This window comes from Parabacteroides sp. KHUB-02, assembly GCF_056640955.1.
Genome location: NZ_JBWQEV010000001.1, coordinates 1,923,617 through 1,942,902, shown reverse-complemented (window position 1 = coordinate 1,942,902; position 19,286 = coordinate 1,923,617). Strand labels below are relative to the sequence as shown.

Annotated in this window: 17 protein-coding genes and 1 tRNA gene; 11 read left to right on the top strand and 7 right to left on the bottom strand. The window is 45.9% G+C overall.

Annotated features, from left to right (window positions below):
• Window positions 1-43 precede the first annotated feature (43 nt).
• The 5 genes from ileS to ACYIA1_RS08385 all read left to right on the top strand — a co-directional run bounded on the left by ileS (window position 44) and on the right by ACYIA1_RS08385 (window position 5,772).
• Complete coding sequence (gene ileS / locus ACYIA1_RS08405) at window positions 44-3,466, top strand: isoleucine--tRNA ligase (RefSeq protein ID WP_480334996.1); 3,423 nt, start codon at window positions 44-46, stop codon at window positions 3,464-3,466.
• Window positions 3,467-3,633: 167 nt separating this feature from the next.
• Window positions 3,634-4,014 (top strand): TraR/DksA family transcriptional regulator, encoded by a 381-nt coding sequence (locus ACYIA1_RS08400; RefSeq protein ID WP_005855535.1) that lies wholly within the window; start codon window positions 3,634-3,636, stop codon window positions 4,012-4,014.
• Entirely contained in the window at window positions 4,015-4,632 is a 618-nt protein-coding gene (locus ACYIA1_RS08395; RefSeq protein ID WP_005865261.1) for a lipoprotein signal peptidase, read from the top strand.
• Entirely contained in the window at window positions 4,633-5,418 is a 786-nt protein-coding gene (locus ACYIA1_RS08390; RefSeq protein WP_008771662.1) for a DUF4296 domain-containing protein, read from the top strand.
• Window positions 5,419-5,442: 24 nt separating this feature from the next.
• A complete protein-coding gene (locus tag ACYIA1_RS08385) occupies window positions 5,443-5,772 on the top strand; it encodes a hypothetical protein (RefSeq protein ID WP_224202554.1) in 330 nt (109 codons plus the stop codon).
• Here the strand turns inward: ACYIA1_RS08385 and ACYIA1_RS08380 are convergent.
• A complete protein-coding gene (locus ACYIA1_RS08380; RefSeq protein ID WP_057329213.1) occupies window positions 5,695-6,462 on the bottom strand; it encodes a TrmH family RNA methyltransferase in 768 nt (255 codons plus the stop codon). The two genes, ACYIA1_RS08385 and ACYIA1_RS08380, sit on opposite strands and share 78 nt — an antisense overlap.
• A gap of 76 nt (window positions 6,463-6,538) precedes the next feature.
• On the opposite strand from ACYIA1_RS08380, the gene tamL reads away from it, so the two are divergent.
• Window positions 6,539-8,899, top strand: coding sequence for a translocation and assembly module lipoprotein TamL (gene tamL, locus ACYIA1_RS08375; protein ID WP_005865267.1), 2,361 nt, complete (start codon window positions 6,539-6,541; stop codon window positions 8,897-8,899).
• Between the two features lie 78 nt (window positions 8,900-8,977).
• Window positions 8,978-9,051, top strand: a tRNA-Arg gene (locus tag ACYIA1_RS08370).
• 91 nt (window positions 9,052-9,142) lie between these two features.
• Here ACYIA1_RS08370 and ACYIA1_RS08365 read toward each other — a convergent pair.
• On the bottom strand, window positions 9,143-10,114 hold the full coding sequence (locus tag ACYIA1_RS08365) for an ISAon1 family transposase (RefSeq protein WP_416921281.1): 972 nt from the start codon (window positions 10,112-10,114) through the stop codon (window positions 9,143-9,145).
• 7 nt (window positions 10,115-10,121) lie between these two features.
• On the bottom strand, window positions 10,122-10,484 hold the full coding sequence (locus tag ACYIA1_RS08360; RefSeq protein WP_044546025.1) for an ISAon1 family transposase N-terminal region protein: 363 nt from the start codon (window positions 10,482-10,484) through the stop codon (window positions 10,122-10,124).
• Window positions 10,485-10,763: 279 nt separating this feature from the next.
• Between ACYIA1_RS08360 and trxA the strand changes: the two genes are divergently transcribed.
• Complete coding sequence (trxA, locus tag ACYIA1_RS08355) at window positions 10,764-11,063, top strand: thioredoxin (protein ID WP_044546266.1); 300 nt, start codon at window positions 10,764-10,766, stop codon at window positions 11,061-11,063.
• On the opposite strand, the gene ACYIA1_RS08350 is transcribed toward trxA, so the two are convergent.
• Window positions 11,060-12,643 (bottom strand): YfcC family protein, encoded by a 1,584-nt coding sequence (locus ACYIA1_RS08350; RefSeq protein WP_005865271.1) that lies wholly within the window; start codon window positions 12,641-12,643, stop codon window positions 11,060-11,062. The two genes, trxA and ACYIA1_RS08350, sit on opposite strands and share 4 nt — an antisense overlap.
• On the bottom strand, window positions 12,640-13,911 hold the full coding sequence (locus ACYIA1_RS08345; RefSeq protein ID WP_048927736.1) for a DNA recombination protein RmuC: 1,272 nt from the start codon (window positions 13,909-13,911) through the stop codon (window positions 12,640-12,642). The genes ACYIA1_RS08350 and ACYIA1_RS08345 overlap by 4 nt, the downstream gene beginning before the upstream one ends.
• Before the next feature lie 164 nt (window positions 13,912-14,075).
• Between ACYIA1_RS08345 and tpx the strand changes: the two genes are divergently transcribed.
• Window positions 14,076-14,576, top strand: a complete 501-nt coding sequence (gene tpx / locus ACYIA1_RS08340; protein ID WP_005865275.1) for a thiol peroxidase — start codon at window positions 14,076-14,078, stop codon at window positions 14,574-14,576.
• Between the two features lie 97 nt (window positions 14,577-14,673).
• Here the strand turns inward: tpx and ACYIA1_RS08335 are convergent, their stop codons facing one another.
• Both ACYIA1_RS08335 and ACYIA1_RS08330 read right to left on the bottom strand, forming a co-directional pair.
• Window positions 14,674-15,354, bottom strand: a complete 681-nt coding sequence (locus tag ACYIA1_RS08335) for an ABC transporter ATP-binding protein (protein WP_005865277.1) — start codon at window positions 15,352-15,354, stop codon at window positions 14,674-14,676.
• Between the two features lie 49 nt (window positions 15,355-15,403).
• Window positions 15,404-17,746 carry an ABC transporter permease gene (locus ACYIA1_RS08330; protein ID WP_480334990.1) on the bottom strand — a complete coding sequence of 781 codons (2,343 nt, stop codon included), beginning with the start codon at window positions 17,744-17,746 and terminating at the stop codon, window positions 15,404-15,406.
• A 175-nt stretch (window positions 17,747-17,921) separates the two neighbouring features.
• Between ACYIA1_RS08330 and ACYIA1_RS08325 the strand changes: the two genes are divergently transcribed.
• Both ACYIA1_RS08325 and ACYIA1_RS08320 read left to right on the top strand, forming a co-directional pair.
• Window positions 17,922-18,446, top strand: a complete 525-nt coding sequence (locus tag ACYIA1_RS08325; RefSeq protein ID WP_036613417.1) for a response regulator — start codon at window positions 17,922-17,924, stop codon at window positions 18,444-18,446.
• A complete protein-coding gene (locus ACYIA1_RS08320) occupies window positions 18,443-19,285 on the top strand; it encodes a sensor histidine kinase (RefSeq protein WP_480334988.1) in 843 nt (280 codons plus the stop codon). Before ACYIA1_RS08325 ends, ACYIA1_RS08320 begins: the two co-directional genes overlap by 4 nt.
• The last annotated feature ends 1 nt before the right edge of the window (window position 19,286 follow it).

Here is a 19,286-nt window from a genome sequence, read left to right as displayed (position 1 = left end):
ACTTTGCGGCAATTTTTTAGAAGCAAGATAAATACATCGCGATATGAGTAAGAAATTTACCGAATATTCTAAGTTTGACTTGTCGAACGTAAATAAAGAGGTGCTGAAGAAATGGAAGGATGGAGACATCTTCCATAAGAGTCTTGAAACAAGAGAGGGACATCCTACATTCGTATTCTACGAGGGTCCTCCATCCGCAAACGGTATGCCGGGTATTCACCATGTTATCGCCCGTTCGATTAAGGATATTTTCTGCCGCTATAAAACCATGAAGGGATTCTTGGTGAATCGTAAGGCGGGTTGGGATACACACGGTCTGCCTGTCGAGTTGGGCGTGGAGAAGGCTTTGGGCATCACGAAGGAAGATATCGGTAAGAAGATTTCTGTCGCTGAGTATAACGCCGCTTGCCGTAAGGACGTGATGAAGTTCACGAAAGAGTGGGAGGATTTGACGCAGAAGATGGGTTATTGGGTGGATATGGAGAATCCGTATATCACATATGATAACCGCTATATCGAGACCTTGTGGTATCTATTGAAAGAACTTTATAAGAAAGGTCTTTTATATAAAGGCTATACGATCCAACCGTATTCTCCCGCCGCGGGTACGGGCTTGAGCACGCACGAGTTGAACCAACCGGGTTGTTACCGTGACGTGAAGGATACGACTTGTACGGCACAGTTCCATATATTGGACCCGAAACCGGAGATGGCACAATTCGGCGATCCTTATTTCTTGGCATGGACAACGACTCCTTGGACGTTGCCTTCCAATACGGCGCTTTGTGTAGGCCCGAATATTACTTATCTGGCTGTACAGACTTATAATCCTTACACGGGTATCCCGATGACTGCTGTTATAGCGAAAGATTTATTGTCTGCTTATTTCAATCCGAAAGCTGCGGAGCTTTCTTTGTCTGATTACAAACCGGGTGACAAGCTGGTTCCTTTCAGCGTAGTAGGTGAGTGGAAGGGTTCCGAGTTGGCCGGTATGAAATATGAGCAATTGATCCCATGGGTGAATCCGGGTGAAGGTGCATTCCGTGTGATCACGGGTGATTTCGTTACGACAGAGGATGGTACGGGTATCGTACATATCGCGCCGACGTTTGGTGCGGACGATAACCGTGTGGCGAAAACATTCGGGGTTCCTCCTTTGATGATGCAGGATAAGGATGGAAATATGCGCCCTATGGTGGATATGACCGGTAAGTTCTATAAGCTGGAAGACTTGGCTCCGGAGTTTGTACAAAATTGTATGAACGCCTCTGATTATGATCCATGGCAAGGAAAATTCGTGAAGAACGCTTACGATGATACGAAGACGGATAAAGATGAGACGTTAGATATAGAGATCTGCATGATGCTGAAGGCCCAGAACCGGGTGTTCAAGATCGAGAAGCATGTCCACAATTACCCGCATTGCTGGCGTACCGATAAACCGGTATTGTATTATCCGTTGGATAGCTGGTTTATCCGCACGACCGCTTGCCGTGAGCGCATGATCGAGTTGAACAATACGATCAACTGGAAACCGCAGAGCACGGGTACGGGACGTTTCGGCAAATGGCTGGAGAACTTGCAAGACTGGAACTTGAGCCGCAGCCGTTATTGGGGTACTCCGTTACCGATCTGGCGTACGGAAGATGGTAGCGAGGAGAAGTGTATCGGTTCCGTGGTAGAGTTGTTTGGTGAGATCGAGAAATCGGTGAAGGCCGGCTTTATGGAGTCTAACCCTTACAAGGACTTCGCTCCGGGAGATTATACGAAGGAGAATTACGAGAAGATCGATTTGCACCGTCCGTATGTGGATGATATTATCTTGGTTTCCGCTTCTGGCAAGCCGATGAAGCGTGAGACAGACTTGATCGACGTATGGTTTGATTCCGGTGCTATGCCTTATGCCCAGATCCACTATCCGTTCGAGAACTTGAAAGAGTTCGATAATCGTCAGATCTATCCGGCTGACTTTATCGCTGAGGGTGTTGACCAGACACGCGGTTGGTTCTTTACCCTGCATGCTCTGGGCGCCATGATCTTTGATAGCGTGGCTTACAAGGCTGTCGTGTCTAACGGTCTGGTATTGGATAAGAACGGAAACAAGATGTCTAAACGCTTGGGCAACGCTGTTGATCCATTCTCTACGATCGAGAAGTATGGTTCGGACCCGTTGCGTTGGTACATGATCACGAACGCTTCACCATGGGATAATATTAAGTTTGATATCGATGGTATCGAGGAAGTTCGCCGTAAGTTCTTTGGTACATTATATAATACGTATTCATTCTTCGCTTTGTACGCGAACGTGGATGGCTTCGACTACTCCGATCCGGATGTGGAATGGAGCAAGCGTCCGGAGATTGACCGTTGGATCCTTTCTCTGTTGAACAGCTTGGTGAAGGATGTGGATGGCTACTTGGAGGCTTACGAGCCGACTCGTGCCGGACGTGCTATCTCTGATTTCGTAAATGATAACTTGAGTAACTGGTATGTGCGTTTGAACCGCCGCCGTTTCTGGGGTGGTGGTATGACGGAGGATAAGTTGTCCGCTTACCAGACTTTATATACTTGCTTGGAGACAGTGGCTAAGTTGATGGCTCCGATCGCTCCGTTCTATGCCGATCAGTTATTCTTAGACTTGGTCGCTGTTACGGGACGTGAGAACGTAGAGTCTGTACACTTGTCCGATTTCCCGGTTTACGATGAGTCTAAGATCGACAAGAATCTGGAAGAGCGTATGCAAATGGCTCAAGATGTTTCTTCTATGGTATTGGCTCTTCGCCGCAAGGTGAATATCAAGGTTCGCCAGCCGTTGCATACGGTAATGATTCCGGTTGTAGATGCTCATCAACAAGAGAGTATCGAGGCCGTGAAAAACCTGATCTTGAACGAGGTGAACGTGAAGGAGCTGAAGTTCGTGGATAATACGGCAGGTATCTTGGTGAAGAAGATCAAACCGGACTTTAAGAAGTTGGGTCCGCGCTACGGAAAGATCATGAAGGCGTTGGCCGTCACGATTCAATCGATGAGCCAAGAAGATATCAACGCTTTCGAGAAAGCCGGAACGTTTACCTTGATGGTAGATGGACAGGAGGCCGTTTTGGAGCGTACGGATGTAGAGATCATCTCTGAGGATATCCCGGGTTGGTTGGTCGCTAATGAAGGTCGCTTGACAGTCGCTTTGGATATTACCGTAACCGAGGATTTGCGTAAGGAGGGGCTGGCCCGTGAGTTGGTGAATCGTATCCAAAACTTGCGTAAGAGCAGCGGTTTCGATATAACGGATAAGATCCATGTATCCATTCTTTCTTGCGAGGAGATGGATGAGGCGATCCATGATTATAAGGATTATATCGCTAACCAAGTATTGGCGGAATCTATCGAAATCATGGATAATGCGATCAGCGACGCTACGGAACTCGATTTCGAGGACTTTAAATTGTCCGTAAAGATCGAGAAAGCTTAAAAATAGAATAGCATTTCTTGCGGAAGAATTAGGAATGAAATATAGGAAAATCGATAATTATATTATCTTTGCATGCAAAGAAGAAATAATATGATTTTATATTCATTCTTAATTCTTCTTTTTGATTGATATTTGAACGATTGTTGAACCTAATTTTTTTTAGAACCATGGCAGAGAAGACAAGATATTCAGACGCTGAGCTCGAGGAGTTCCGCGCTATTATATTAGAGAAACTGGAAATTGCGAAGAGGGATTACGAGCTTTTGCGATCAGGGGTTACGAATTCCGACGGTAACGACGTGGCTGATACGTCTCCTACATTCAAGGTGCTGGAGGAAGGCGCTTCTACGTTATCGAAGGAAGAGGCGGGCCGTTTGGCGCAACGCCAGATGAAATTCATCCAGAATTTGCAGGCCGCTTTGATCCGTATCGAGAATAAGACCTACGGTATTTGCCGGGAGACTGGTAAATTGATCCCGAAAGAAAGGCTACGTGCCGTGCCTCATGCGACTTTAAGTATCGAAGCAAAACAAGGAGGTGCAAAGTAAATGAGATATTCTAAAGGTTGGGGAGCAGTGTTAATCATAATACTGCTCCTTCTTCTTGACCAAGCGCTGAAAATATGGATTAAGACCCACATGCAGTTGCATGAGAGTATAGAGATAACTCCGTGGTTTTATCTCTATTTTACCGAGAATCCGGGTATGGCATTCGGTATAGAGGTGATTGGGAAATTATTCCTTTCCGTATTCCGTATCGTGGCTGTATTGTTTATCGGATATTATTTGTATAAGCTGGTTAAAGAAAATTATAAATTCGGTTTTATTGCCTGTATATCTTTGGTTTTCGCAGGGGCGGTGGGAAATATAATCGACTCGATATTCTATGGCGTGATCTTCGACCATAGTTTCGGGCAACTTGCTACTTTTATGCCGGAGGGAGGTGGTTATGCCTCTTGGCTGCATGGTAAGGTGGTGGATATGTTCTATTTCCCATTGATAGAGACCGTATTCCCTGATTGGGTTCCGATCTGGGGTGGACAGGAGTTCGTTTTCTTCCGTCCGATCTTTAATTTGGCGGACTCGGCGATTTGCGTGGGAGTTTTCCTTTTGTTAATATTTTATCGGCATACTTTGTCGGCTAGCCTTTCGAAAGAAGAGAAATAAATGCGGAGAAAATTACGGATATATGGTATGGCTTTATTAGCCACGACGTTGCTGGCGGCATGTAGTAAGGTTCCGGATGGTATTCTGTCGGAGAAAAAGATGCAGGGTGTCTTGACGGATATGTTGCTGGCTGAGGCCATGGTAAATGTGGATTATAATACTTATAAATCCGATACCATGAAGCTTGCCTTGTATGAGTCTGTATTCCGTAAGCATGATATTACACAAGCGGTGTATGATAGCTCGTTGGTGTGGTACGGCCGTAACTTGGATATTTATATGGAGGTCTACAACCGGGTCTTGGCCGATCTTAATAAACGGATCAATAACTTAGGGGATGTGCAGGCGGACGCTGCGCCGGTATCGAACCGGGATTCTGTGGATATTTGGCCTCGCCGTTCTTATCTGGTCTTGTCTCCTACCTCTGTATTTAATGGGGTGACTTTCGATATACGTCCGGAAACGAATTATTCCTCGGGCAGTAGTTTCGTGCTGGGCATGCGTGTCTGGGGATTGAATAACAAAATGGCTTATAAGCCGGAGGTACGTTTAAGCGCGGACCAAGGTGATACGACCTTGACGGTGAATAGTAAGATCACGAAAGATGGATATCACGAGACGATCTTGAAGACTATACCAACTAAGAAAGTAAAGCGTGTGTTTGGATATATCCGTATGGATAATATGGATACGACTTATTATAAGGTGTATATAGATAGCTTAAGCTTGATGAAATATAACTATGGTAAGGAGCTTGCCGAATTACCTAAGGATTCTATTAAGTAATCTCTCTATTTGTTTATTGTACTTATGAGAAGAATTGCCGCTCATTACGTTTGGTGTAAGCAGGTTTATCGTATGCATTATATCGAACTGGATGATAATGGTGTGTTTCATGGTGTTTACCCGTTGAATGAGGAGATAGCTGGAACCGCTTTTTATGATGGAGTGCTGGTGCCGGTTCTTTCCTCGGAACCGGCGATTGGTTTTAAGCAGGTGATGGGATCTTGGCCGGCGTTAACCGAAAAGATTACGCCGGGTTGTTCAGTCCATATATATCGTTTAAGCGGGATTCCCTTGGCGTCTGCGAAACTCGGCACAGACCACGGCTGTAGCGATAGCCACATTGAGAGACTCTGAGGTGTCTCTTCCTTCCGGATAGTTCGGGATATACAATTTTTCGTTTACAAAAGCCTCGATGGCGGGACGTATTCCATTTCCTTCATTACCCATTATCAAGATACCGTTTCCGGATAAGGTTTTCTCATATAAGTTTTCTCCGCCAAGGAAGGTGCCGTATAAAGGTATGGCTTGGGCAGATTGGGCCTGTAAGAACGTTTCCAGATCGGTGTAATGTATTTTTACGTGGGCGAGCGCACCCATAGTGGCTTGTACGGTTTTTGGACTGAAAACATCGGCGGTATCTTTGCTGCATACGATATGGGAAATACCGAACCAGTCCGCTAACCGGATGATCGTACCTAAGTTGCCCGGATCTTGGATTCCGTCTAATGCGAGAACAAGCTCCTTTTCCGGCGTTATTTCCGTTATATCCCAATTGGGGCGTTTAAAGATCGCGAGTACATCTTGGGGATTTTTCAGGAAGCTGGCTTTACGAATATCATCTTTTTCCGCTACCAATAACTCCTTGGCCGGAATATCGCCTTGTGTAGCCATCCAAGATGGCTTGGCTATTAATAACTCACATTCAAAGGCCGGTAACATATCGGCTACCAATTTATTTCCTTCGGCTACAAAAACATTATTTTCATTCCGGAATTTCTTTAATTCCAGAGAACGGATGTATTTGACTTTGGTCTTGCTTAGCATCTTAGTTCTTTTTACAAAACAAAAGTACGGTAAATTCTTTAAATTCCAGTACATTCGCGATCGTAAAAAGCTTGGAATGATGAATCGATCTCTACGTATATGCTATTTTATCTGTATCGTACTACTGCTAGCCTCTTGTAGTACGACCAAGTTTGTGCCGGATGGGGAATATTTGCTGGATAAGGTGGAGATCGTGTCGGATAACAAGGATTATAAGTCTGCGGATTTAAAATCTTATCTTAGGCAGCAACCAAACTTCAAGGTGTTTGGTCTGATGAAGTGGCAGTTGTTTGTCTATGATTGGTCTGGTAAGAATGAGAAGAAATGGATCAATAAACAGTTACGTAGGATTGGTGAGCCTCCCGTGGTGCTGGATACGATGTTGGTGGAACAGTCCGCCATGGAACTAGAGCGTTTTTACATTAATAAAGGGTATGTCCATGCGGATGTATCAACGACGATCGATACGACACGCCATAAGAAAGCGGTTGTAACTTACCATATAAAGGCGAACGATCCGTATAGGATACGCAATTACACGATGAAGTTCCCCGATCCGAAAATTGATAGTTTGGCACATCTGAAAGCGCCTCGCCGCTCTCCCTTAGCTTCTGCGTTCCGGTCCTCACAGGAAGAGTATAACCAATTAGTTAAGGAAGGAACTTTATTTGACCGGGATATATTGGACAAGGAGCGGGAGCGTATTACGACCTTACTTCGCTGGAACGGGTATTATGGTTTTAATCGGGATTATTTAGGATATATCGCTGATAGTTCTTTTAACCAAAATGTCGTGGATCTTGATATGTCCATGAAACCTTATCGGAAGGTGTTGCCCAATGGGTCGGTAGAGGATCAGCCGCATCGTCAGTATTATATTAAGGATGTAACGGTCTTAACCGATTATAATCCGATGGGGGTAGGAGAGGACGCTAGTTTCATGGCTACAGATACGATGCTCAGCGCAGGGGTGAATATCGTATATGGCCGGAACGGGAAGAGTATCCGTCCGAGCGTGCTCCGGAGGAGTACTTATATTCGTCCGGGGCAATTATTTAGTGAGAAGAATATAGAGCAGACCTATTCAGCGTTCGCCTCTCTAAGGGCTTTGAGGAACGTAAATATACGTTTTACGGAAGTAGAGGAGCGGGATACGATGAAGTTGGATTGTTACATTCTCACTTCTCCTGCGAAGATAAATACGGTGGGAGTGGATTTGGAAGGTACTAACTCGGCGGGTGATTATGGGTTTGCCTCCAGCTTGAATTATCAGCATAGGAATATCTTCCGAGGATCGGAGCTGTTCTCGGCGAGGGTGAGAGGGGCTTACGAGGCGTTATCCGGAAATAAGGCGAATGGCTTTGGTAATTACTGGGAGTTAGGTGCGGAAGGGTCCTTGCTGTTTCCTCGTTTCTTGTTCCCGTTCTTGAGTTCGGATTTTCGTAGGCGGCTACGTGCGTCAACTGAAGCGAAAATAAGTTACAACCTGCAAAAACGTCCGGAGTATACGAGGGCGATTCTATCTGGTGGTTGGAGTTATATTTGGCAAGATCGGGGCAATACACAGGCACGCCATACCTTTAAGCTTGTAGACTTGAATTATGTGTATTTGCCGGATAAGAATATGGACTTTATCAATAGCTTGCCGGATTATATGGTGTTGTATAACTATACGAACCATTTTATCATGAGTTCGGGATATACTTATTCCTTCAGTAATTATTCTCCCCAGAATCGTTTGAGAAACACGCATTCCCTACGTGCGTCGGTCGAGGTCGCAGGGAATTTGTTGAGTGCCTTTTCGCATCTTACGGGGGCGAAGAAAAATGATGACGGTTATTATGAGTTGTTTGGTACGGAATATGCGCAATATGTGAAATTGGATTTCGACTTTAGTAAAGGAATCGTGCTTGACAGTCGTAACAAGTTAGCTTTCCATATAGGAGTGGGAGTGGGGATGGCTTATGGTAACTCAAACTATTTACCTTTTGAGCGTGCTTATTTCTCGGGGGGAGCGAATAGTGTCCGGGGATGGTCTGTACGAGAGTTAGGTCCGGGTAGTATGGAAGTTGACAGCACGACTTCTTTCGCTCTTCAATCGGGGGATATCCGCTTGGATTTGAACTTGGAATATCGAACGAAACTTTTTTGGAAGTTTGAATTGGCGGCTTACATAGATGCCGGAAACATATGGACCCGGAATGTATCAGATGAACGCTATAAGGCTGGAAACTTTGATTTCTCTCGTTTTTATAAGGAGATCGCTGTTTCCTATGGTTTGGGACTTCGTTTGGACTTTGATTTCTTTCTACTACGTTTAGATACAGGTTTCAAGGCTTATAATCCTCAGGAGAAAAAGTCTAGGCGTTGGGCGATAACCCGTCCTAATTTCAAGGATAATTTCGCCTTGCATTTTGCCGTTGGTTATCCATTCTAAATTCAATATGTAAAAAAGTGTACTAAAAGTTTGCAAGGAAAAGAAAAATCCTTACCTTTGCACCACGAAAATAAGGATGGTCAGGTAGCTCAGCTGGATAGAGCAACAGCCTTCTAAGCTGTGGGTCCTGGGTTCGAATCCCAGCCTGATCACGAGGGAGATTCTAAAAGAGTCTCCCTTTTTTGTTATAATCAGATGCCAGTTTTTTTGGGTCAGTCCGAAAACCCTGTGGGTATGTTAAATCTACCCTGTTAGTTTACATAATCTAAAAATAAAGAATGGTATATCCCCGACTCCCCTAAACTGTGCTCTGAACGCTTTAATTTTTGCATTGAATGATTCTGCAAATGCATTTGTTTCCCTGTTAACGAAATAGTTTAGTATTGTCTCATAATAGTTCTGCATGGTATTTGTTACGGTTCTGAAACATCCGTATCCAAGCTTTTCTATTTTATTGTACCACAAGGCAAGCTTTCCACGTGCCACATCCTTGTTATAGTGCTTATTATACACATTGGTCAACTCTATGGCTAAGTCGTAAACTGATTTCAATTCCGGATAATGTTCGAATATGATTTCCGCACGTATTCTTTGGGATTCAGTCCATTTACTAAAATGCTTGACAAGTACATGCTTAGCCCTTGCCAGCAGCTGCTTACGGGTATCGCCATTGGTATACCGAAACGGAACATACTCTATATCTTGCTCTCTGCACCGCTGAATTTCATCGTTCTCTAAATCCCGTGCCATCCAGCGATAAGTAATCCTGAGCTCATCAATTGCCTCATAAAAGAGCTTCTGTACATGAAACCGGTCATTTGTCATAGTGGCGTTTGGGAAAGCCGTCCGGACAATCCGCATCATGGTCGGCGAAAGGTCCAAAGTGACCTCTTTGACTGTCTTGCGCTTGGAGACATGAATCATTTCAAGCACCTTTATGACGTCTTCAGACTTCGTGCCACGTATCATGGCCACAAGTGTACCTTTGCCACCACGTCCCGCACGGTTAGTGACAACAGTATATAATTCTCCGCAGCTCAAAGAAGTCTCGTCAATACAAAGGCTAGGACCTATGTTCTGTTTGAACAGGACATATTCTGAGGCATGATCTAACTGGTCCCACTGTCTGTATGCGCTGATAAACCCCTTGTACTGTGAGGTTAACTGTTTCCCCTTTACCCCATAAGCATCTGCTATGGAGCTTATGCTAGCCACGGTAGTTTCAATCTTCTTCTTTTAAAAAAGCGACGAACTCAGGAGTGAGTTTCGTCCCTTCGGCCGTAAGATCATCGTAGGTATAGGAAAACGTTTCCCCTGTAGCTTTGTCATACCAGCGGCGACGTCTTACGTGGAGATAAACAGGTTTGCCACGCAGAGGAAAGTCCTGAATCACTTTCTCATCAGTAAAACCATGTGAAATCACAGTTCCACTCTTGTAATCAGAACGTTCCATGTAGTTTTTTTCATCAAGCCAAACTTCAATTTTGACAGAGTCGTCATGCCAACCGGAGATCTCGAAATACTCCATTAAAACTTCGGGGAAGATGACTCGTAGTAACTTATGTAGGTTGCGATTGGAAGGCATTGGACAAATAATTTTAATTTGAACGCAAAGATAGTTCACTTTCGCTTATTAACATAACATACCCACAGGGTTTTCGGACTGACCCGTTTTTTTCTTTTGCTTGTTTTGATCGTTGTTTATTGATCTTTTATGGAAAACTTTGAGTGTTATCTATCGGTTATTATATAGAAGATTTCGAGATAGAATTTCATAATTTAGTTTTTGATGGGATAAGGGCTATTAAGCAGGATTCCTGTATTTGAGATTAAACAGATTGTAAATATTTAAAAAGTAGATAAGATGGAAACATTTGACGATATCATTAAAGGGGATAAACCTGTATTGGTGGATTTTTTTGCGACATGGTGCGGCCCGTGTAAGGTGTTGAGTCCGACGGTCGAGGCATTGGGGAAGGAGTTGGCGGGACAAGTGCGTGTCCTTAAAATTGATGTAGATAAGAACGAGGCACTTGCCAGACAGTTGAGGATTCAATCTGTACCCACTTTGATCATCTTCAAGAAAGGTGAGATCGTATGGCGCTCTTCCGGCGTGATGGACCACGGAAGCCTTTTACAGAAGGTGCAAAGCTATATTGATTAAAAGCCGTTCATCGGGATCAATACCGTCGGGATCAATAAAAGGAATCCAAGGATCACTAGGACAAGGATGAACTTCCATGCCCATTTGAACCATTTATCATACGGGATACGGCTTACTCCTAGAACCGCTATCAGGACCCCGGACGTGGGTGTTATCAGGTTCGTGAAGCCATCGCCAAACTGAAAGGCCATGACGGTGGCTTGCTTGGATAAACCGATCAACTCCGAGAATGGGGCCATGATAGGCATGGTAAGGGCCGCTTTGGCGCTTCCGGAAGGAATCACTAGATTGATAAGCGTTTGAATAACGTACATCATCCCGACCGTAGCTACTTGTCCCAAACCTTCCATCCCTTTCGCTAGGTTAAAGAGAATCGTATCGATCACTTTACCGTCTTGCAGGATTACGATAATACCTCCAGCCAAGCCAACGACTAAGGCGGCGCTCATAATATCCTTGCAGCCCTCTAAAAATAGTTTCACAAGCTCATTCGGATTGCGTCCATTGGCAATTCCCGCCGCTATGCCCAAGGCGAAGAACAAGGTCGCTATTTCCATAATATACCAACCGTAGCCCATTACGCCTGTTATCAAGAAAAAGATCGTGAAGAATAAAAGGTTCAATATATATAAGTGCACGGTTTTCCGTAGGGCAAATATCGAGCAGATCACGAACGCTACGCTAAGAATCGGAATTAAGGGTAGTCCCTTGATTACGCTATTTCCTATTTTTAAGGATGTCTGGGGATAATAGATCGAAAAGATAACGAGTACGATAGTCAATAGGACGAAACTGATCCATGCGGCTTTCGGGGTTCTGTATACGATTTCCAAGGAATTGGTACTATGCAAATCTCTCCAATATTGATCATCCTCATAGACTGGAGACAATTGAGGGTTCTTTTTTACCTTGGCGGCATAACGCAATATCCATGTGAAGCCTACCGCATTGATAATACACCAGCAAACGATGCGATACTCGATACCGGAGAAAAGAGGAATCCCCGCCAAGCCTTGCGCTATACCGATCGTGAAAGGGTTTAAAATCGCCCCGGCGAAACCTAATCCCGCCGCTATAAAAACCATACATACGCCAGTTATGGAATCGTACCCCATAGATATCGCCATCGGGACCAAGACCAGACAAAAAGCGATGGTTTCCTCACTCATCCCGAATACGGCTCCGAATAGGCTGAAAAGTAGCATGATAGCAGTTAATAAGAAATTGTCCACACCTATTTTACGAAGGATAGGGTTGTTCTCCATTTTGCGTGCTTTCCGCAGGAAACTGACTGTTCCGATATCAAATGCCTTACTGTCGTTCACGATCCAGAATGCACCACCGATGATAAGGATAAAGACAATGATATCCGCCTTGTCTACAAATCCTTTATAAAAGGCGGAGAGTACTTCCCAAGTCTGAGGTACGCTTTCCACGGATTCATATACAACGGTTCGCTCTCCGTCCGGGCTGATACTTTCCGTATATTGCCCACCGGGAATAACCCATGTCAATATGGCGCAAAATAAGATGATGTAAAAGATAATTACGTATGTGTGGGGTATTTGTCTCTTTTTCATGATTCTGTTTTTTCGTCTTCTTCTGTTAATATTCCGATCTCGGGAAGGATAGCTCGGGCCTCACGGTCACTAAGCGTATCTACGTCTTTGAGTTTACGTTGGATGGCACGGGTACGGGTACCTAAAACCTCTTCTATTTGCCCGCTGGCGGTTTGCAAGTTCTTTTGGGCTTTCTCGAGCATACCGCCTACTTTCTCGAATTCTTTTTTCACGGCCCCTAAGATCGTCCATACCTCCCCTGAGTGCTTTTGGATCGCCAATGTACGGAAGCCCATTTGTAAACTGTTTAGTATGGCCGCTAGGGTAGTGGGACCTGTTACGACTACCTTGTAGTTTCGCTGCAAGTCCTCCAATAAAGCGGAACGGCGTACGACCTCGGCGTAAATGCCCTCGAACGGCAGGAACATAATGCCGAAATCGGTCGTGGCGGGAGGCGCCAGATATTTGTCCGAAATATCTTTAGCCATCTTCTTGATCGTTGTCTCCAATAATTTTCCGGCTGTCTCGATCGCTTGGGAATCTGCGGCATCGTAAGCGTCTAGGAGCTGTTCGTATACATCTTTCGGAAATTTAGCGTCTATGGGAAGGTATACGAATTCTCGGGCATCATCCCGCCCGGGGAGCTTGACTGCGAATTCAACGACAGCGTCCGAACCTTTCCGGGTACGCACGTTCGCCTCGTACTGCTCGGGGGCCAATAACTGCTCCAATAACATACTGAGTTGGATCTCCCCGATATTTCCCCGGGTCTTAACATTACTAAGTACCCGTTTTAATCCTCCTACATCCTGCGCTAAGGTTTGCATCTCGCCCAGTCCTTTTTGTACACTTTCTAATTGTTCGGTGACTAAACGGAAAGATTGCCCGATACGGTCGTTCAATGTCTTTTGAAGTTTCTCGTCTACGGTGACTCGGATTTCTTCCAGTCTTTTTTCCGTGTTATCCACTAATCTCTGCTGGCGTTCGTCCAAGGCGGCGAATTTCTCTTTCTGCAACCTGTTAAAAGAATCGATACCACGTTCGAAAGCTTCCCTGAACTCGTTCATGGAATGAGCCAGTTCTTCTCGGTTATCTTTCGCTACCAAACGGCTTTCTTCCCGGTTCAGGCGGAAGTCTTCCCTAAAGTTTTTCTCGATACGGTCGAACGAGTGTTGTATCTCGTTTAGCAACTTTTCCAGGTCTTCTTTGTTATTATTTAGCTGTTTAGGACGCAAAAGGATTTGCATCACGATGATTATAAGAAGTCCGCCGATAATAATCCAATCCATCTGTTTTTGATTTTGACGTCAAAGATAGGTAATCTGTATTTTGCAACAGTGGTTAAATAGAGTTAAATAAAAGAACATTGTTTATTTTCGTTTGTTTTATCGACAGAAAGCTGCTTATATTTGTGCAGCCAACTTAAGTAAGACTATTAAATTTACATACAAAGATGGCAAAAGTAACATTAAAAGGTAACGAGATTCATACGAACGGCGAGTTGCCGAAAGTTGGGACAGAGGCTCCGGACTTCAAGGGTGTAAAAAGTGATTTATCCGAATTGTCGTTAAGCGACTTGAAAGGAAAGAAAGTGGTGATAAATGTTTTCCCGAGCTTGGATACAAGTGTATGTGCGGCCTCGGTAAGACGCTTCAATAAAGAAGCCGCTTCGCATCCGGATACGGTAGTATTAGCTGTTTCTAAAGATTTACCTTTTGCGCATGGACGTTTCTGTACTACGGAAGGTATTGATAAGGTGATTACATTGTCTGTGTTCCGGTGTTCATGTTTTGAGGATAAGTACGGGATGCTTCTGGTAGACGGTCCGCTGAAAGGGTTATTAGCCCGTGGCGTGATAGTGGTCGATGGAGCTGGTAAGGTGGTTTATGAGGAACTTGTTCCCGAGATTACTACCGAGCCGAATTACGATGCGGCTTTAGCTGCATTGAAATAAATGTAGTAGATTATTGTTTTTCATTGGTTAAAGTTAAGGGTTAGTGTAGGAGGCCGTCGGATGTGAATCCCGCGGCCTTCGTTTTTGTGTGAAGAGGCTAAAGTTTTCCTTCCAGCTCGTCGACGATTTGCCCATCGAAGAGATTGATGATACGGTCGGCGTAGGTCGCATCATGTTGCGAGTGTGTCACCATGACGATCGTAGTCCCTTCGGCATTCAGTTGACTGAGTAATTTCATAATTTCAAGACTGTTTTTAGAGTCGAGGTTTCCAGTCGGTTCGTCCGCCAATATCAGCATCGGTTTACCTACGACGGCGCGAGCGATGGCGACACGTTGCTGCTGGCCGCCGGAGAGTTGCTGCGGATAATGTTTGGCACGTTGGCTGAGGCGTACTTTGCGCAGGATGTCGAGTACTTGTTGTTTGCGCTCAGCCTTGGGGATGCCGAGGTATTTCAATTGGAGGTCTACGTTTTCCTCGACTGTAAGCTCGTCAATGAGATTGAAGCTTTGGAAGACGAAACCAATGCGTCCCTTGCGATAGCGTGTACGGTCTTTCTCCTTTAGGTGTCCCACCTCTTCGCCTTCTAATAGATAGCTGCCCTCGTCCGGGTTATCTAGCAGGCCGAGAATATGCAGCAGGGTTGATTTGCCGCATCCGCTGGGTCCCATGATGGCGATGAACTCGCCCTTTTTCACTTCCATGCTTATGCCATTGAGCGCGATGGTTTCTACTTCTTCCGTCCGGAAGTTTTTGCTGAGGTTCTTTATTTGAATCATGACTTGTCTTGTTTTTGTGAGAATGTATACCTATTATAGAATGTTGCTTTTATTCGGTCCGGATACTTTTGATGGGGTTACGGCGGGCGACTTTTAGGGTTTGCCCGATGATTGACACGAAAGCGATGGCTATGGTTGCCAAAACTGCCGCAGTTATGAGATACCACGGGAAGGCGATGCGGTTATAGAACGACTCTAAACTGATTTGAACCGCTTTCACGCTGATGGGCAGGGCGAAACAGGCGGCAAGCAACGAGAGTGCCATGAATCGTTTGGAAAGTTCCCATACCGCGCCACTTGTCTCGGCTCCCATCACCTTGCACAAGGCGATCCGTTTGCTTTGCTGTTCGGTGTAGCTTATCGACATGGCCAGCAGTCCCAAGGCAGAGATGAGGATGGAGATGGTCATGAAGCAAAGGACAAGCATCAACGTGTTCTTCTCATGGGTTAAATCCTTGTCCATATAATCGTCGATATAATCGGCTTCCAAGTCTTTCGGCATCCCGATCACTTCATTGGACACTTCCCTGCAAGTGCGGCGGATGGCGGCTAAGGCTTCCGCCCGATCGCCTTGTGCCTTGACGATTTGATGGATGATGTAGCCTTGTGGGTTCAACACCATAACGGCTCCATGCGAATCGGGTTGGGGTGTGTTCAACGCGCCCAGCGAACGATAGTTGCGGATGACACCACAGACGTTGTATCGATAGCCGCCCTTGTCGCTATTTTTTCCAAAATGGGGTCTGCCGGATGAAAGCTGGTAACGACGGCAAGTCTCTTCCGTTACCCAAACCATGCCGGGCAGTGGGTCAGACCAACGTTCTACCACTTCGAAGCCCAACAGCCGGAATGTGGCGCTGTCCATATCCGAAAGGTGGAGCCACGAGTATCCTTCTTCTTCCGATTGCAGTACACCATCGTGACCAGTGAAGAAAGGCAGTCTTCGTGCCAATGCTACTTCTGTCACTTGGGGTAATGCCTGTAAACGTTTCTGGAGGATGACTTGCTTGTCGTAGGTGTGTCCCAAGTCCCATGTCTTGACGAATACTAGGTCTGTATTATAACCGGTCGGCAGGGTGGCAAGGTGGTATATTTGGAAGGCCATGGTGAGTCCCAAGGTGATGAGTACCGTGCTGATGACATTCTGCACGATGATGAACAAGCGGCTGAACAGTTGCTTGTTGTGCATGCGGAAATTTCCTTTTACGATATCTATCGGACTGTATTTGTAGGTGATGATGGCTGGTAACAATCCCGATATGCCGGCGATTCCTACCCATAGTAACAGCGAATAGGCTACCATCGCCGGTGAAGAGACCAAAGCGATCCGGGTGGAGAGCAAGTACTCGAAATAGGGCTTTGTGATGACGGCAACTAAGCAACCGCCGATGAAACAACCGGTTGTGAAGATGGCGGACTCTGCGAGGTAGCGCAATACGATTTGCCCCGCCGAGTCACCCATCAACCGGCGGGTTGCCATTTCATGGGCTCGTTTGCTGGTTTGCGATACAGTTAGGTTGATGTAATTGAAGATAGCCGAGAGGAGCAACACGAATGCCAACGAGAACAAGATTTGTACCTGTTTCCGTGTCCCTTTACGGAAAGGGCCGTATTGGTTCAGGGGAGAGAAATAAATCTCGTCCATGCGTGTCACCGAAGAACCCCAAAAAAGCCTGTTCGTGCTGTTGTCTTCTTTCCAGTATTCCCAATAGCCTTTATACTTATCGAGTAGTTTACGGGTAACAACATCGGGAGTTACCCCTTCTTCCAACGTAATGAGTATTTGCGTTGAACCATAACTGTCCATCCATGCATAATCCTTTTCTGCCAGTTTGAAAGGAATCAAGATGTCTATCGGTTTCAACAGCTCTGTCGAGCTGAAAGCCGGGAGAACCCCAATGACCCGTAGCGGTGTCTGGTTCAAGTACATCACGGTACGGCCGATCGGATTTTCATTCCCGAATACTTTGTGGGCGAATGGCTCGGAGAGGATGACCTCGTCTGTTCCGATCAGTGCTTTGTTGCGGTCGCATCCGATGAGCGTATAGTTGAGCATCTGGAAAAAATTAGGATCTGCCGCGATGCCGTTTACTTGATAATATTGGTTGTCTACCATGAAGTCGGCCGCTTCAATATGGATCAGGTGTGTCCACTCTTTTATTTCCGGAATGGAAGGGAACAATTCCGGGGCAGTCTCGGTTGTCATACCGATCCCATCTCCATAGCCGACAGCATATAATTGGTGAGAGTACGATTGATTGTTACCGATATTAAATTCGGTGTCAGCATACGAGGTCAGAAGGATGACAACTCCCAGTGCGATAGCTAATCCGAAGAACTGGATGGCTGTGTAGAGTTTGTTGCGGCCGAGAAAGGTAAAGTACGATTTCATATTTTGCTTGTTTTTGATACAAAGGTATAGAGCGGTTGGCATCTGGCAAGGGCTTGGATGCCCGGTTGCGGTAGTTTGTATGAAAATCATACACCCGCTTGTATGATATTCATACAGCCTTTTTCCGTACCTTTATCCCCGATAAAAGAGATAAAGGAAAACAAACGAATCGGATATGGCGAATTACGGGACAATATTGGTGGTAGATGACAATCCGGCGATTCTTACGGCGGTCAAGATCTGCTTGGCCGGTGAGTTTGACAGGGTATTGACACTCGCTTCTCCCGACACGCTTCTTACGGTATTGGCACAAGAGGTGGTGGACGGGATTTTGCTCGACATGAACTTCACGCAAGGGGGAAACTCCGGACAAGACGGCTTGCTTTGGCTTCGGGCGATCCACAAGAAGCATCCGGCTATCCCGGTGGTACTGGTGACGGCATATGCTGATATCAAGTTGGCGGTGCGTGGTTTGAAGATGGGGGCGGCAGACTTTGTTGCCAAGCCGTGGGATAATCAAGAGCTGATCCGTGTCTTAAAAGATGCGATTGATGCCGGGCGTAAAGTGGTTCCATTGGAACAGGTCGAGGCGGAACATGTGAGCAAGGTGGTGGAGTGTTGCCACGGCAATATCAGCCGGGCCGCCGAATTGTTGGGAATTACCCGGCAGACGTTGTATGCTAAAATAAAAAAGCGATGATGTTGATAGGCACTTTGGGAGTCGTTGTCGTTCTCTTTATCGGATGGTTCTACCGCCATCAGGTATTGTTGAGAGACCGGGCGCATCTGATGCGTGAGGCGATTCGTAACCAAGAATTTACGTTTCGTCTTCCTGTGAAAGGCCTGTTCTTCGGGGAGCGGGCGTTGCAAGAGGCCCTTAACGAGACGGGCAGGGACATCGGGCAGTTGCTTGCCCGCAATGAGGTGGAATCGTGGCAACGGCTGACCCGTGTGCTTACGCATGAGATTATGAATGCCACTACGCCTATCGCCAGTATCAGCCAGGCCTATCTGGAGCATCCCGCGATTGCCGGGACGGTTTACGAGGAGGGGATCCGTGCCATTCACGATACCAGCCGGGGACTTGCCCTGTTCGTGGACAGCTACCGGAAACTGGCGGAACTGCAAGAACCTGTTATCGGAGAGGTCTATTTGAATGATTTTATGGAAGGGATCCGGGCTCTTTATCCCGATTTAGAGTGGCATCTTTCCATCCCTTTGTCTGCTACGATGTGTACGGATCAGAATATGTTGCGGCAAGTGCTGATTAACCTGATCCGGAATGCTTGCGAGGCAGGGGCTACGACCGTGGATGTGCGTTGGAAGAAGGGGTTGTGGGTCAGCAACAATGGTGCGCCTATTCCGGTGGCTATCGAACGGGAGATTTTTATTCCTTTCTTCACGACTAAAAGGACGGGTTCCGGTATCGGCTTGTCGCTTTCCCGGCAGATGATGGTGCGGCAAGGCGGGGATCTTTGTTTGGCGCAGCGCTCTGTGCCGGATTATCAAGTGACGTTTATAATTTCTTGCGTAGGATAAA

What these genes read in the sequence shown, in the direction of transcription:
- ileS (WP_480334996.1), top strand. Translation starts at nt 44, where the DNA reads ATGAGTAAGAAATTTACCGAATATTCTAAGTTTGACTTGTCGAACGTA.
- ACYIA1_RS08400 (WP_005855535.1), top strand. Translation starts at nt 3,634, where the DNA reads ATGGCAGAGAAGACAAGATATTCAGACGCTGAGCTCGAGGAGTTCCGC.
- ACYIA1_RS08395 (WP_005865261.1), top strand. Translation starts at nt 4,015, where the DNA reads ATGAGATATTCTAAAGGTTGGGGAGCAGTGTTAATCATAATACTGCTC.
- ACYIA1_RS08390 (WP_008771662.1), top strand. Translation starts at nt 4,633, where the DNA reads ATGCGGAGAAAATTACGGATATATGGTATGGCTTTATTAGCCACGACG.
- ACYIA1_RS08385 (WP_224202554.1), top strand. Translation starts at nt 5,443, where the DNA reads ATGAGAAGAATTGCCGCTCATTACGTTTGGTGTAAGCAGGTTTATCGT.
- ACYIA1_RS08380 (WP_057329213.1), bottom strand. Translation starts at nt 6,462, where the DNA reads ATGCTAAGCAAGACCAAAGTCAAATACATCCGTTCTCTGGAATTAAAG.
- tamL (WP_005865267.1), top strand. Translation starts at nt 6,539, where the DNA reads ATGATGAATCGATCTCTACGTATATGCTATTTTATCTGTATCGTACTA.
- ACYIA1_RS08360 (WP_044546025.1), bottom strand. Translation starts at nt 10,484, where the DNA reads ATGCCTTCCAATCGCAACCTACATAAGTTACTACGAGTCATCTTCCCC.
- trxA (WP_044546266.1), top strand. Translation starts at nt 10,764, where the DNA reads ATGGAAACATTTGACGATATCATTAAAGGGGATAAACCTGTATTGGTG.
- ACYIA1_RS08350 (WP_005865271.1), bottom strand. Translation starts at nt 12,643, where the DNA reads ATGAAAAAGAGACAAATACCCCACACATACGTAATTATCTTTTACATC.
- ACYIA1_RS08345 (WP_048927736.1), bottom strand. Translation starts at nt 13,911, where the DNA reads ATGGATTGGATTATTATCGGCGGACTTCTTATAATCATCGTGATGCAA.
- tpx (WP_005865275.1), top strand. Translation starts at nt 14,076, where the DNA reads ATGGCAAAAGTAACATTAAAAGGTAACGAGATTCATACGAACGGCGAG.
- ACYIA1_RS08335 (WP_005865277.1), bottom strand. Translation starts at nt 15,354, where the DNA reads ATGATTCAAATAAAGAACCTCAGCAAAAACTTCCGGACGGAAGAAGTA.
- ACYIA1_RS08330 (WP_480334990.1), bottom strand. Translation starts at nt 17,746, where the DNA reads ATGAAATCGTACTTTACCTTTCTCGGCCGCAACAAACTCTACACAGCC.
- ACYIA1_RS08325 (WP_036613417.1), top strand. Translation starts at nt 17,922, where the DNA reads ATGGCGAATTACGGGACAATATTGGTGGTAGATGACAATCCGGCGATT.
- ACYIA1_RS08320 (WP_480334988.1), top strand. Translation starts at nt 18,443, where the DNA reads ATGATGTTGATAGGCACTTTGGGAGTCGTTGTCGTTCTCTTTATCGGA.